This window comes from Tritonibacter sp. SIMBA_163 (assembly GCF_046535935.1).
Taxonomy (GTDB): domain Bacteria; phylum Pseudomonadota; class Alphaproteobacteria; order Rhodobacterales; family Rhodobacteraceae; genus Epibacterium; species Epibacterium scottomollicae.
The window spans coordinates 335,373-349,247 of sequence record NZ_JAWJBP010000003.1 but is presented as its reverse complement, the minus strand read 5'-3'; the positions used below and the strand labels follow the sequence as shown (position 1 = coordinate 349,247).

15 protein-coding genes are annotated in these 13,875 nt (G+C 63.6%); 12 read left to right on the top strand and 3 right to left on the bottom strand.

Translation table 11 applies throughout. From position 1 onward, the window contains the following. The first annotated feature begins 85 nt into the window (after positions 1-85). The 4 genes from fabB to R0J92_RS08595 all read left to right on the top strand — a co-directional run bounded on the left by fabB (position 86) and on the right by R0J92_RS08595 (position 3,504). A complete protein-coding gene (gene fabB / locus R0J92_RS08610; RefSeq protein WP_411051382.1) occupies positions 86-1,315 on the top strand; it encodes a beta-ketoacyl-ACP synthase I in 1,230 nt (409 codons plus the stop codon). A 4-nt stretch (positions 1,316-1,319) separates the two neighbouring features. Continuing rightward, complete coding sequence (locus R0J92_RS08605; RefSeq protein ID WP_411051381.1) at positions 1,320-2,114, top strand: enoyl-ACP reductase; 795 nt, start codon at positions 1,320-1,322, stop codon at positions 2,112-2,114. A 140-nt stretch (positions 2,115-2,254) separates the two neighbouring features. Continuing rightward, positions 2,255-2,887, top strand: coding sequence for an HD domain-containing protein (locus R0J92_RS08600; RefSeq protein ID WP_411051380.1), 633 nt, complete (start codon positions 2,255-2,257; stop codon positions 2,885-2,887). Next, positions 2,884-3,504: a TetR/AcrR family transcriptional regulator gene (locus R0J92_RS08595; protein ID WP_411051379.1), complete on the top strand. Its 621-nt coding sequence runs from the start codon at positions 2,884-2,886 to the stop codon at positions 3,502-3,504. Before R0J92_RS08600 ends, R0J92_RS08595 begins: the two co-directional genes overlap by 4 nt. Positions 3,505-3,643: 139 nt before the next feature. On the opposite strand, the gene R0J92_RS08590 is transcribed toward R0J92_RS08595, so the two are convergent. Together R0J92_RS08590 and R0J92_RS08585 are read right to left on the bottom strand one after the other, a co-directional pair. Then, complete coding sequence (locus tag R0J92_RS08590; RefSeq protein ID WP_411051378.1) at positions 3,644-4,717, bottom strand: ABC transporter substrate-binding protein; 1,074 nt, start codon at positions 4,715-4,717, stop codon at positions 3,644-3,646. 326 nt (positions 4,718-5,043) lie between these two features. Next, a complete protein-coding gene (locus R0J92_RS08585) occupies positions 5,044-5,472 on the bottom strand; it encodes an FKBP-type peptidyl-prolyl cis-trans isomerase (protein WP_411051377.1) in 429 nt (142 codons plus the stop codon). 167 nt (positions 5,473-5,639) lie between these two features. On the opposite strand from R0J92_RS08585, the gene R0J92_RS08580 reads away from it, so the two are divergent. From R0J92_RS08580 to R0J92_RS08545, 8 genes are all read left to right on the top strand, one after another. Continuing rightward, the gene (locus R0J92_RS08580) at positions 5,640-6,329 is read left to right on the top strand and encodes a haloacid dehalogenase type II (RefSeq protein ID WP_411051376.1); all 690 of its coding nucleotides are present in this window, start codon (positions 5,640-5,642) and stop codon (positions 6,327-6,329) included. 37 nt (positions 6,330-6,366) lie between these two features. Next, positions 6,367-7,215: an alpha/beta fold hydrolase gene (locus R0J92_RS08575; RefSeq protein ID WP_411051375.1), complete on the top strand. Its 849-nt coding sequence runs from the start codon at positions 6,367-6,369 to the stop codon at positions 7,213-7,215. Continuing rightward, on the top strand, positions 7,212-8,189 hold the full coding sequence (locus R0J92_RS08570) for a threonine/serine dehydratase (protein WP_411051374.1): 978 nt from the start codon (positions 7,212-7,214) through the stop codon (positions 8,187-8,189). Before R0J92_RS08575 ends, R0J92_RS08570 begins: the two co-directional genes overlap by 4 nt. A 125-nt stretch (positions 8,190-8,314) precedes the next feature. Further along, positions 8,315-9,106 (top strand): 3-oxoadipate enol-lactonase, encoded by a 792-nt coding sequence (gene pcaD, locus R0J92_RS08565; protein WP_411051373.1) that lies wholly within the window; start codon positions 8,315-8,317, stop codon positions 9,104-9,106. Beyond that, positions 9,099-9,809 (top strand): alpha/beta fold hydrolase, encoded by a 711-nt coding sequence (locus R0J92_RS08560; RefSeq protein WP_411051372.1) that lies wholly within the window; start codon positions 9,099-9,101, stop codon positions 9,807-9,809. Before pcaD ends, R0J92_RS08560 begins: the two co-directional genes overlap by 8 nt. Positions 9,810-10,002: 193 nt before the next feature. Next, complete coding sequence (locus tag R0J92_RS08555; protein ID WP_411051371.1) at positions 10,003-11,094, top strand: Zn-dependent alcohol dehydrogenase; 1,092 nt, start codon at positions 10,003-10,005, stop codon at positions 11,092-11,094. Between the two features lie 122 nt (positions 11,095-11,216). Then, positions 11,217-12,449: a mandelate racemase/muconate lactonizing enzyme family protein gene (locus tag R0J92_RS08550; protein WP_411051370.1), complete on the top strand. Its 1,233-nt coding sequence runs from the start codon at positions 11,217-11,219 to the stop codon at positions 12,447-12,449. 202 nt (positions 12,450-12,651) lie between these two features. Continuing rightward, complete coding sequence (locus tag R0J92_RS08545) at positions 12,652-12,969, top strand: ArsR/SmtB family transcription factor (RefSeq protein ID WP_106161872.1); 318 nt, start codon at positions 12,652-12,654, stop codon at positions 12,967-12,969. A gap of 40 nt (positions 12,970-13,009) precedes the next feature. On the opposite strand, the gene R0J92_RS08540 is transcribed toward R0J92_RS08545, so the two are convergent. After that, positions 13,010-13,858, bottom strand: coding sequence for a fumarylacetoacetate hydrolase family protein (locus tag R0J92_RS08540; RefSeq protein ID WP_411051369.1), 849 nt, complete (start codon positions 13,856-13,858; stop codon positions 13,010-13,012). Between the last annotated feature and the right edge of the window lie 17 nt (positions 13,859-13,875).

The window sequence follows — 13,875 nt, the reverse complement described above, 5'->3', positions numbered from 1 at the left end:
TCCGCACCGCGGGTCGCCACGACAGGAACACGGGCACAGGAACGGGGCCAGCCCCCTTTCACACGAGTACACAGGAGTACGCATCATGCGTCGCGTCGTCGTCACCGGTCTGGGAGTCGTCTCTTCCATCGGGAACACTGCCGAAGAGGTCATTGCCTCCTTGAAGGCCGGCAAGTCCGGCATCACCGCCAGCGAAGAGATGGCGGAACACGGGTTCCGCAGCCAGATTGCAGGTACGCTGAAAATCAACCCCGCCGAGCACGTGGACAAGCGCACCCTGCGCTTCATGGGCCCCGGCGCCGCCTATGCGCATATCGCCATGCAACAGGCGATTGCCGATTCCGGTCTGGGCGAGGATCAGGTGGTGAACGAACGCACCGGCCTGATCGCAGGCTCCGGCGGGCCGTCCACCTCCTCGATGCTGACCGCGCATCAGACCGTGCTGAAGACCGGCGCCACCAAGCGCATCGGCCCCTTCGCGGTGCCGAAATGCATGTCCTCGACAATCTCGGCCAACCTGGCGACCGCGTTCAAGATCAAGGGCATCAACTACTCGATCACCTCTGCCTGCTCCACCTCGCTGCACTGCATCGGCAACGCGGCTGAGCAGATCATGATGGGCAAGCAGGACGTGATGTTCGCCGGTGGCGGCGAGGAACTTGACTGGACCCTCTCCTGCCTGTTCGACGCCATGGGCGCGATGTCCTCGAAGTATAACGACACGCCGGAAAAAGCCTCCCGCGCCTTCGATCAGGACCGCGACGGATTTGTGATCTCCGGCGGCGGCGGCATCGTGGTGCTGGAAGATCTGGAGCATGCGCTGGCGCGTGGTGCCAAGATCTACGCCGAGGTGACCGGCTTTGCCGCGACGTCTGACGGCCACGACATGGTGGCACCCTCCGGCGAAGGCGGCGAGCGCGCGATGCGTCTGGCTCTGCAAACCCTGCCCGAAGGTCGCAAGGTCTCCTATATCAACGCGCATGGCACCTCGACACCGGTTGGGGACGTGGGCGAGGTCGAAGCCGCCCGGCGCGTCTTTGGCGCCGGTCAGGTGCCGCCGATCTCCTCCACCAAGTCGATGACCGGCCACGCGCAGGGTGCGGCAGGCGCGCTGGAGGCGATCTTCAGCCTCCTGATGCTGGACAATGATTTCATCACCCCTTCGATCAACGTCGAAACCCTCGCCGAGGGTATCGAGGACGGCGAAGTGGCGACCCAATATGTTGAAAACGCAGGGCTCGACAGTGTCATGACCAACAGCTTCGGCTTTGGCGGCACCAATGGGTCCATGGTTCTCAGCAAGTACAAGGATTGACAACGTGACAGGAGTATTGGCCGGCAAACGGGGCCTGATCATGGGGGTGGCAAATGACCGCTCCATCGCCTGGGGGATCGCCAAGGCGATGCATGAGGCCGGGGCCGAGCTGGCCTTCACCTATCAGGGCGAGGCCTTCGGCAAACGTCTGGAGCCGCTGGCGGCCTCAGTCGACAGCGATTTCATGGTGGATGTGGATGTCACCGACGATGCGTCGCTCGACACCGCGTTCGAACAGCTGGGCGCGCGCTGGCCGACGATCGATTTCATCGTCCACGCCATCGCCTATTCCGACAAAACGGAGCTGACCGGCCGGTTCATCAACACCAGCCGCGCCAACTTCAAGAACTCGATGGATATCTCCGCCTATTCCTTCATCGAGGTGGCGCGCCGCGCCTACCCTTTGATGCAGGAAAACGGCGGCGGCACCATGCTGACGCTCACCTATGGCGGCTCCAACCGGGTCACCCCCAACTACAATGTGATGGGCGTGGCCAAGGCCGCGCTGGAGAGCACCACGCGTTATCTGGCCAACGACCTTGGCCCCGATGGCATCCGCGTCAATGCGATCTCCCCAGGCCCGATGAAAACGCTGGCCGGTGCTGCCATCGGCGGCGCGCGCAAGACCTACAAGCACACCGAGCAGAACGCCCCCTTGCGGTCCAATGCGACGCTGGAAGCGGTCGGTGGCACAGCGGTCTATCTGGCTTCGGACGCCGGCGCCTACACCACCGGCGAGATCATCCGCGTCGATGGCGGCTTTCATATCCTGGGCATGCCGCAGCAAGATCACCTCTGATTTAACATGATATATCAGTCAGTTAAGGCGCCCTTCAGGGCGCCTTTTCTTTTTGCCTCAGGTCATCTTGAGCTTCGGTGCTTTTATTTTATACCGAATCGCATAATAAAAGAGAAACCGTCTTAATCAGGATCTCTCAGATGTTTCTCACCGACCTTGTGACCCCGCCCGACACCGCGCTCTGCACCGCCGCCGAGGAAATGGCGCGAATGGCCAGCGATCCGTTTCTCTACAACCACGTCAGCCGGTCATTTGTCTTTGGCGCCCTCACCGCTCGGGCAACAGGCATGCAATATGATCCGGAGCTGTTTTACATCGCCGCCATGCTGCATGACCTCGGCCTGACCGAAACCTATATGGCGGATGACCGGTTTGAGGTGGACGCAGCGGAGGCCGCCGCCACCTTCCTAACGGCGCAAAACGTCGAGCAATCGCGCATCGACCGGGTCTGGGACGCGATTGCGCTGCACACCACATTTTCGATCCCGCAGAAAAAATCACCCGAGGCCGCGCTGGTGCAAATCGGCGCCGGTCTGGATGTGGGCGTCATCCCACATGATCAGATCACCCCGGAGGTGATGGAACAGGTGCTTGACGCCTACCCCCGTCTGGGCTTCAAAAAGGCAATGGAACACGCGCTCACCCGGATCTACAAAGCCAAACCCATGACCGCGATGCATAATTTTGGCGCAGACGTGGCCCACCGCCATGTGCCCGGCTTTCACCAGCCACATTTCTGCGATGTGCTGCATGGGGCGGATTTCCCCGAATGAGCAAGGCGGGGCAGACACGCGGTCGGGGCCGCCCGCGCAAGTTCGATGAACGTGCGGTGCGCCAGACGATCATGGAGACCTTCTGGCAGAAGGGCTATGCGGCGACCTCGCTGGACGACCTTTCAAAGGCCACCGGCCTCGTGCGCCCCAGCCTCTATGCCGCCTTTGGCAACAAGGAAACGATGTTCCTGCGCGCGATGGATGATTTTGTCATCCGCGTGCAGGGCGATCTGGCGCAGCAGATCCCGCGCGATGCCACACCGGAGGAGGCGCTGCGGGCCGTCTACATGGCCATGCTTGCAATCTATCGTGACGAGCCCCTTGAGCAGGCGCGCGGCTGCCTTGTGTTCTCCGCCGCCGTTGCCGCCGCCCCCCTGCATCCGGAGATCCGCAGCCGACTGATGCAGCGGGTTACGCAGACTGACGCTCAGTTCCGTCGCCTGCTTGAACACCTGGCACCGGACGCAACGGAGGACACCCGTCAGGCCGCAGCTGAACTGGCGGCTGCCACACTGCATTCGCTGGGTCTGCGGGTGCGGGCCGGCACCGATCCCGCGGATCTAAGCCGTTTTGCGCAGCACGCGGCCCGCAGTATCTCACTGCTGCTGCAGCACTGACGGTCGACCCATTCCCCGCCGCATTCCGAGCCGTGCAGACGACATTGCCAGCGACAGCGCTTCGCCTCCCTGCCCACAACCACGACAAAGGGGCGCCGCAGCGCCCCCTCTCTTCTAGCTTTCACACTGGCGGTTTCGGTCAGCTACCCGCTTCCGACGCCCGCTTGGACAACATGTTCATCACGTTGTTGGCCAGTTTGGTATAAGGCGGCCAGAACAGCTCTTCGGCAAAGAACTCCGGGTTGTCATCCAGCATCGGATTCGCATCCACCTGCGTGGTCGCCGCCACCATGCCAAGACCGTTCACGATGCGCTCCTGCACGTCCTTGCCGATGAAGTAGTTGGCAAAGATCTCGGCTGCTTCCAGTTTTTTGCCCTCAAGCTTCTTGGAAAAGTTGATGGTGTCGAGCCAGACGGTGTTGCCCTCGTCGAAGTTCACGATGCTCCAGTTCCCACCGGAGGCCACATGAGCCGCTGCACCGGGACCGTAGGAGGCAACAAAGGCCAGATCGTCGCGGAATTCCGGGCCTGCACTCCAGAAGAAGCCGACCTGATCGTGCAGCGCGTTCATCGTCTGCTGCAACTCACCATCTGCTTTCTGTAGCGCCGCCATTTTCTTGCGGTCACCGGAGGCATCCTGCACCGCAAAGGGCGACTGCCCCATGGACATCAACGCCAATGCCACATTCGGCTGCACCTGGCCGGAGGTCAGCGAGATCTGCCCCTTCCACTCGGGCTTCAGCAGGTCAGCAACCGAGGTCGGATGCTCTGCAACCACATCGTCATTGGCCCAGATCCCGTAGGAGCCACCGCCAAACGGCAGGTACAGCGGACCGGCGTCGGACATGCCCATCGGGATCGCACTCAGCTCCGGCAGAAGTGCCTCGGCATTGCTCAGACGGGGCGAGGACGTGTCGATCGGCTGCAGCAGGTTGGAGAACGGAAAGCCTTCCATATTGATGTAGTTCAGCGTCAGGAAAGAGACATCCACATCGCCTGAACGGATCACGTCAAACATCTGCTCCGGACCTTCGGCCAGAGTGTCCAGCACGCGGACCTCAATATCATAGCCTTCGGACGCAAGGATGTCGTTGACCGCGGCAACCTCATCCGGCTGAACATAACCATCCCAAGTAAAAATATTCAAATATTCAGTAGCTTGCGCCATGGTGGCACCCATGGTCAGAACAGTGCTGAGAAGCAGATTACGCATATTTCAAAACTCCGGTTTTAACTTTTCCACCCACCGCCCCAAAGATGCAGCAGGGCTGGCGCAAGCGTCGCCGGGAGAAATGAACACCAGATGAAGACGCCTCAGGTCGCCCCGAAAATGCGTCGCGCAATTTAAACAAGTTTTGGGTGGTTTTGATGCCCCGATCGCATGACAGTTTGCCCCCCTAAGGGCCCCAACATTGGCGCAACGGAGTGCGCCGCGCCGCAGGCGCGGCGCCCGGCCCAACCGGGAGGGACGCGTATTCGCGTCTGCGAGCGGGCGGGAGATCTCCCCCGCCGGCCCGCGTTTTCAGATGAGGTCCGCCCTCAGGCGATCGCCACCAGCTCCACGTCAAAGACCAGATCCTGGCCCGCCAGACGGTGGTTGGCATCAAGCGTCACATTTGCCTCGTCCACTTCGACCACGGTCACCGGCAGCACCTGACCCTCGGGGGTCTGCATTTGCAGCATGGTGCCGATTTCCAGCGGAATGTCCTCCGGAATACCTTCGCGCGGCACCGCCTGACGGGCAGAGGGGTTGATCGGCCCGTAGGCGTCCTCGCAAGCGATCTCCAGCGTCTTTGAATCGCCCTCGGCCATCTCCAGCATGCCATCATCCATGCCCTTGATGACATGGCCGGCGCCAACAGTGAATTCGAGCGGATCACGCCCTTCGGAACTGTCAAAGACGGTGCCGTCTGTCAGCTTTCCGGTGTAGTGGATGCGAACCGTGTCGCCATTTTTTACCGCGGTCATGATGACCCCCTTTCGGGTTCTCAGGTGTGTTTTTGGGCCGAGGGCCCGAATGATAAGAGGCCACCCTAACGCTCATGGCAGCAGAGTAAACCCGTACCAACACAATTTAGCCCATTGAGCCCGGCCCCGCTTGTGGCAGTTTCGCTGCCAACACGGAGGCCTTCCAAATGACGATCAAGACCTGCATTTTCGACGCCTATGGCACGCTGTTCGACGTCGCCGCCGCCGCCCGACAGGCCGCAGCAGAGCCGGAATTCCCGCAGCTTTCGGACAGTTGGGCGACACTGGCGCAGACCTGGCGACTGAAACAGCTCCAATATACTTGGCTGCGCGCCGTCACCGAGGCGCATACGGATTTCTGGCAGGTCACGCAAGACGGCCTTGACTGGGCGCTGGAGGCCGCCGGCCTTGATGCTCAGCCCGCCCTGCGCCAACGGCTGCTGGACCTTTACTGGGAACTTGCCGCCTACCCGGAGGTGCCCGCAATGCTACGCGCGCTCAAGGACGCGGGCTATCAGACCGCCATCCTGTCGAACGGGTCGCCGCAGATGCTGGCCGGGGCTGTGGACTCCGCCGGGCTTGGCGACGTGCTCGATGATGTGCTCTCGGTCGAAAGCGTCGGTATCTTCAAACCCGCGGCGGCCGTCTATGATCTGGTCGGCCAGCGATTTGGCGATGAACGGCCCGAGGTGCTGTTTGTCTCCTCCAACGGCTGGGACGCGGGCTGCGCCACCGGCTATGGCTTCACCACCGCATGGGTCAATCGCGCGGATGAGCCGGTGGACCGCCTGCCTTGGCGCCCGGCGCATGTCCTGAGCGACCTGACCCCGATCCCGGACATCGCCGCCAATGCCTGAACCACTGCCCGCTACACCACCTGAGAAAGACATCTTCATGAGCCGTTTCACCACCCCAGATGGGCTGTCGCTCTACTATGAGACCCACGGCAATCGCGACGGGCTGCCGCTGATCTGCCTGCCCGGCCTGACCCGCGACGGGCAGGATTTCCGTTATGCGCTGCCGCATCTCTCTGCCTATCACGTCATCCTGCTGGATCTGCGCGGGCGCGGGCGGTCGGATTATGCCGAAGACCCCTCCAGCTACAACATCCTGACCGAGGCCGGGGATGTGATCGCCTTGATGGACCACCTCGGGCTGGCTCGCGCGGCCCTGCTTGGCACCTCGCGCGGCGGGCTGGTGGCGATGGCGATCGCCGGTACCGCCCGCGACCGGTTGTCGGCGGTAATCCTCAACGACGTTGGCCCCGATATCGCCGAGGAGGGTCTGGGCCGCATCTTCGACTACCTCGGTCGCCGCCCTTCCGCGAACACCCATGCCGAGGCCGCCCAGACGCTGGAGGCCGTGATGGCGCCGGCCTTCCCCGGTGTCCCGTCGCAACGCTGGCTGGAGGAGGCGCAGACCTTCTACAAAGAGACGCCGGACGGGTTGGAGCTGCGCTATGATGCCCGCCTGCGCGATGCCATGCTGGCCCAGGCCGCTGCCCTGGCCGAGATGGAGGAGAAACCCAGCCTCTGGCCGTGGTTTGCCGCCCTCGACGGGCTGCCCGCCGGGGTCATTCGGGGCGCACACTCCGATATCCTGTCGGCTGAGACCTATGCCGAGATGCAGCGCCGCCTGCCCGCCCTGCGCGCCGTGGAACTGCCGGATCGCGGCCATATCCCCTTCCTTGACGAACCCGCCGCCCTCGCCCTCATCCACGATGTATTGAAAGACGCCCAATGACCACGCTCGCCATGATCGAGGCCGCCGCCGCGCGCCTCAAGGGCCACGCCCGCCGCACGCCGCTCCTCTCCTCGCCCTTCCTTGACGAGATCGCCGGTCGGCGCCTCTTCGTGAAGGCCGAATGCCTGCAGCACACCGGATCGTTCAAGTTCCGCGGCGGCTGGGCGGCGCTGTCGGCTCTGGACCCCGACCTGCGCAAACGCGGTGTCATCGCCTATTCCTCGGGCAACCACGCGCAGGGTGTCGCCGCGGCGGCCAAGGCCCATGGCGCGCCTGCGGTGATCGTGATGCCCGCTGATGCGCCCCGGCTCAAGATCGACAACACCCGCGCCCTGGGTGCCGAGGTGGTGCTCTATGATCGCGCCGCTGGAGAAAGCCGCGAAGCCGCCGCCGCGCCGCTGGTCGAGAGCCGCGGCCTCACCCTCATCAAACCCTATGACGAACCCGAGGTGATCGCGGGCCAGGGCACCACCGGGCTGGAGATCGCCGAACAGGCCGCCGAACAGGGCGTCACCCAAGGCGATGTGCTGGTCTGCTGCGGCGGCGGCGGACTGACCTCGGGCATCGCGCTGGCCTTGCAGGACCGTGCGCCGGGGCTGCGTGTGCGCCCGGCAGAGCCAGAAGGCTTCGACGATGTGGCACGTTCGCAGGCCTCGGGCCGGATCGAGAGTAACGCCGCCCCCACCGGCTCCATCTGCGATGCCATCCTGACCCCGGCCCCGGGCGAGATCACCTGGCCGATCCTGTCGCGCCTTTGCGGGCCCGGCCTCACCATCACCGACACCGAAGCCCAGCACGCCATGGCGCTTGCCTTCCAACGGCTGAAGATCGTGCTGGAACCCGGTGGTGCCGCCGCCCTCGCCGCCGCGCTGTTCCATGGCGACCAGATCGAAGGCGATGCGGTGATCGCTGTTGCCACCGGCGGCAATGTGGACCGGGATACCTTTGTCGAGGCCCTTACCCGCTTCTCCTGAGTGGTCCTTCAACCGGCAACATTCCGGTGAGCGCGAAGGGGAAGCCCCCTTCGTCTCTCCCATCGCTGGCCTCTCGCGACGCATCTGTTTATGGTCGCGCGGCAACAGATAGCAAGAGCCCGCCCATGCCCCTCGCAGACCTTGGCGATGTTCAGTTGAACTACACCCTGCATGGCCCAGCCAAGGCGCCGCCCGTGGTACTTGTGCATGCGCTTGGCACCGACCAGCGCATCTGGGACCGGGTGATCCCGACGCTGCCCGACGGCCTGCGTATTCTGACGTTCGACCTGCGCGGCCATGGCGGGTCTTCGGTGCCCGATGGCCCCTATTCGATGGGCGCTTTGGTGCGCGACGCGGAACGGCTGATGGAGTTCTGCGAGATCCGCGACAGCCTGTTTGTCGGCCTGTCCATCGGCGGCATGATTGCGCAGGGGTTGGCGGTGAAACGGCTCGATCTGATCCGCGCGCTGGTGTTGTCCAACACCGCCGCCAAGATCGGCACGCCGGAGATCTGGCAGCGCCGGATGGCGGCGATCCGCGCCGATGGCCTTGCCGCCATCGGGGCCGAAACCATGCAGCGCTGGTTCCCCCGCGCCTATCTGAAATCCGGCGCCCATGCCCCGACACAGGCGATCGTCGAAGGCACCAGCGTCGAAGGCTACCTTGGCTGCTGCGCCGCGGTGGCGGGCACCGATTTTTACACGCCCACCTCTGGCCTGCGCCTGCCCACGCTTGGCATTGCCGGGTCGGAGGACGGCTCTACCCCGCCCGATCTGGTGCGTGAAACCATCGACCTGATCCCCGGCGCGCAGTTTGCGCTGATGCGGCGCAGCGGCCACGTGCCCCCCATCGACCAGCCCGAAGCCTACGGCGCGCGGCTCACTCAATTCCTGCAAGAGGTTGGACACATTGGCTGATATCCTTCTCGTTCACGGCTCCTGTCACGGAGCATGGTGCTGGCGCGACCTGACCCCGGCGCTGGCCGCCCGTGGTCATTTTGTGCGCGCCATAGACCTCCCCGGCCACCGCGATGACCGCGCGCCTGAAACCGTGACGCTTGATGAAACCTGCCGGGCCGTCGCAGATCACATCACGCCCGAGACCATTGTCCTCGGCCATTCCTGGGCCGGCTTTCCGATCACCGGCGCGGTGGCATACGCACGTCCGCACGCCCTGATTTACCTCTGCGCCTATGTGCCAGTCTCCGGCCTCTCGCTGATCGACATGCGCAAGGCGGGTCCACGCCAGACCATCGGCGATGCGGCGGTGAAATCGGACGACGGCCACAGTTACACGATCCGCCCGGACGCCGCGCCGGAGCTGTTCTATCACGACTGCCCGCCTGAAGCGGTCTCCTTCGCGCTGGAACACCTCTGCCCGCAGCCGATCCCGCCACAGGCCACGCCGCTTACCGTGCCGTCGGCCTGGGCGGAGCTGCCCAAGGCCTATATCCGCTGTACTCAGGACCGCACCATCCCGCCGGAATATCAGAGCAGCATGTGCGCCGACTGGCCGCAAAAGGATGTACATATGCTCGAAAGTTCGCATTCGCCATTCCTGTCGCAGCCCGGTCCACTGGCAGAACTGGTCGACCAAATTGCCCTTCAGTTCACCCGATAGCGCCGTCACGCCACCCCCCGCAACCGGCGCACAACAGACAGCGCTCCGTGTCTCCAAGGCGGCGATCCCGATGCATCACCGCTGCACTCTCCTGACATGCCGTGGCGTAAAACCGACAGATCCGCGCCGCTTTCCGCATTGCAGTGCCCAGTGGGCAACGTCACCCTGAACAAGAACGACGGGGAGACCGACCATGAAAACCATCAAAGCCGCCGTGTGCCACACATTCGGTGCACCACTGACACTCGATGACATTCAGATCGCGCCTCCCGGACAGGGCGAGGTCGAAGTCACCCTGGATGCGGTGGCCATCTGCCACAGCGATATCTCCTTTGCCGAAGGCGCCTGGGGTGGTCACCTGCCAGCCGTCTACGGGCACGAGGCCGCCGGGCGCATCTCCGCTATCGGCGCTGGTGTGGAAGGGTTCGACCACGGCGATGACGTCATCGTCACGCTGATCCGCGCCTGCGGCAGCTGCCCCACCTGCGCCGGTGGCCAGCCAGTGAGTTGCACCACGCCCTATGATGGTCTGGACGGGCCGCTGTCCACCGCAGCGGGCCAGCCCCTGCTTCAGGCCATGGCATGCGGCGCCTTTGCCGAAAAGGTGGTGGTCAGCGCCCGCCAGATCGTCAAGATCCCTGCCGATTTGCCCAAGGAGGTGGCAGCGCTGATCTCCTGCGGCGTCATCACCGGCATCGGCGGCGCGGTGAACGCCGCCAAGCTGCGCGCCGGCGAGGACGTGGTGGTGATTGGTGCCGGCGGTGTTGGTCTCAACGCCATACAGGGCGCGCGCATCGCAGGTGCCCGCCGCATTGTGGCCGTGGACATGAGCCCGGAGAAGCTGGAAATTGCGCGCGAATTTGGCGCCACTCACGGGGTGCTGGCGACCGAGGCCAAACCCTGGCGCGGCGCATTCAAGGCGCTTGGCGGAAAGGGCGCCGATGTGGTGCTGATCACCGTCGGCGCCATCCCCGCCTATGACCAGGCGCCGCGCTACCTTGGCCCTGGTGGACGCGCGGTGATGATCGGCATGCCGCATTCCGGGCAGACCGCGGAGTATGAACCTGTGGTCATGGCCGCCCTTGGTCAGGGGCTGCAGGGCTCCAAGATGGGCGATGTGGTGATCCAGCGCGATGTGCCCTGGATCGTCGACCTCTACCAGCAGGGCCGCCTCAAGCTTGACGAGCTGATCTCCGGCCGCTGGTCGCTGGAGGAGATCAACGAGGCCATCGCCGACACCAAGACCGGCAGCGCCAAACGCAATGTGATCCTGTTCAACCACTGAGACCAGCCCCAGAATGCCAGGTTCCGGGCCCATTGGCCCGGACCCGCGCGCGCCGGGGCCTCGATGGCCCCGGCGCGCGCTCCCCCTCCACCCGATTGCCAAGCCTCAAAGGACCGAGAGACATGAAACTCCAGGACCTCGACATCATCATCACCGCGCCCCCGGCCCCCGGCTGGGGCGGGCGCTACTGGATTCTCGTCAAAGTCACCACCGATACCGGCATCACCGGCTGGGGCGAATGCTACGCGTCCACCATCGGCCCCAAGGCCATGACCGCCGTGATCGAAGATGTCTTTGGCCGCCACATGCAGGGCGAAAACCCGGAAAACATCGAGCTGATGTTCCGCCGCGCCTATTCCTCAGGCTTCACCCAGCGCCCCGACCCCACCGTCATAGGCGCGTTTTCGGGGCTGGAAATCGCCTGCTGGGATATCCTCGGCAAGCAGCGGGACCGCCCGGTGCATGCGCTCCTCGGCGGCCGCATGAATGATCGCATCCGCGCCTATACCTACCTCTACCCGCTGCCAGAGCATGACATCAGCGCCTTTTGGACCTCGCCCGAGATGGCTGCGGAGTCCGCCGCCGATGCGGTCGCGCGCGGCTATACGGCAGTGAAATTCGACCCCGCCGGTCCCTATACCATCCGCGGCGGCCATATGCCCGCAATGTCCGACATCTCCCAGTCGGTTGCCTTCTGCAAGGCCATCCGCGCGGCAGTCGGAGACCGCGCCGACCTGCTGTTTGGCACCCACGGCCAGTTCAACACGGCTGGCGCCATCCGCCTCGGCCAGGCCCTGGAGCCCTACAGCCCCCTCTGGCTCGAAGAGCCCACGCCTCCCGACATGGTCGAGGACATGGCCCGTGTCGCCCGTGGCGTGCGCATCCCGGTGGCCACCGGAGAGCGGCTCGCCACCAAGGCGGAGTTTGGCGCCATCATGCGAGCGGGTGCCGCGGAGATCCTGCAGCCCGCTTTGGGCCGGGCCGGTGGCATCTGGGAAATGAAGAAGGTCGCCGCCATGGCGGAGGTCTTCAACGCGCAGATGGCGCCCCATCTTTACGCCGGACCGGTGGAATGGGCCGCCAACATCCAGTTCGCCGCCTCGATCCCCAACATCCTCATGGCCGAATGTATCGAGACCCCATTCCACAGCGCGCTCATCAAGAGCAGCATCACAGTCGAGGGCGGTTATATCACCCCACCCGACGCGCCGGGCCTGGGTATTGACGTCGACGAGGACCTGGCCCGCGCCCACCCCTTCACCGGGGATGACCTGCATCTGAACATGCAGGAAGCGCCCTGTGATTACGCGAACGGCAATGCATTTGAGGGCGGCGCACCACCTGCCAAGGGTTGAAAACACACCAACCGCCTCCCTATATAAAGTGAGGGCGAGAAGAAAAGCGTAAGCAAAGGTTTGCTAAAAAGAATAAATTTTTATCGAAACTCTTGCGAGGCCACGGAGATCCGTGGCCTTACTCTATTAAGCGTCAGTGATTGTTCTGATGCATTCCTTCCTGCTCCCCAGGAATCCAGACGGCTGCGAAAGAAGACCCTATATGATGACTGACACACTGGACATGCCTGTAGCCTCCATGGCGGATAACGCATCGGAAGCCTCAGCACTGCTGAAAGCCCTGGCGCATGAGGGGAGGTTGATGATCCTGTGCTATCTGGCCGGGGAAAAGGAACTCTCGGTCGGCGCCCTCGAAGAGCTGCTGGATAAACGGCAGGCCGCCGTGAGCCAGCTGCTGTCACGCCTGCGCGAAGATCGCCTGGTGGTGGCACGCCGTTCTGGAAAGACAGTTTATTATTCGCTGGCCGACGGACCGGCGACCAAAATCCTCGAGAGCCTGCACGAGATCTATTGCCGCTGAGACCCGGCAAACACCGACCGGGCCTCGCCTTTTTCTGCGATCAGTCGTCCGCGCGCACAGGCTGCCGCTGACGCCCAAGCCCTTGAATTTCAAGTTCTATCACGTCACCATCGCGCAGGAAGATGGCATTGGGCTTTTGCCCCATTCCGACACCCGGAGGCGTGCCCGTTGCGATCACATCGCCCGGGTGCAGCGTCATCAGCTGGCTCAGGTGGCTGATGACCTCGGCCACCGAAAATATCATCTTGTCGGTGTTTCCGGTCTGCATCCGCTGGCCATTCACATCACAGGACAGAGCCAACGCCTGTGGATCAGCCACCTCGTCGGCCGTCACCAGCCACGGCCCGATCGGGCCAAAAGTGTCGCAGCTCTTGCCCTTGGTCCATTGTCCGGTCAGCTGCATCTGAAAATCCCGCTCTGAGACATCATTGACGACGCAGTACCCCGCAACATGATCGAGCGCGCTTTCCACAGTGACGTATTTCGCCGCAGTTCCGATCACAACGCCCAGCTCGACCTCCCAGTCTGTCTTGGTCGCCCCCCGCGGAATGCGGATCTCGTCATTCGGCCCGACGATACATGAATTTGCTTTCATGAAAAGAATGGGGTGTTCGGGGGCGGTTGCACCCACCTCTTCCGCATGATCGGAATAGTTGAGTCCGATGCAGAGGAACTTGCCCACCGAACCGATGCAGGGGGCGTAGTCGATCTCGCCCGACAGCTCCGGCAGGGCGCTGGCATCCAGCGCCCGGATCCCGGCTAACACCGACGGGTTCAGCGTCTCCGGCGTCACATCCCCCACGTGGATCGACAGATCCCGCGCCACGCCCGACTCATCCATCAGACCCGGCTTCACCCCGTCCGCCGTGCGGTACCGAAACAATTTCATATGCTCTCTCCCTGAAA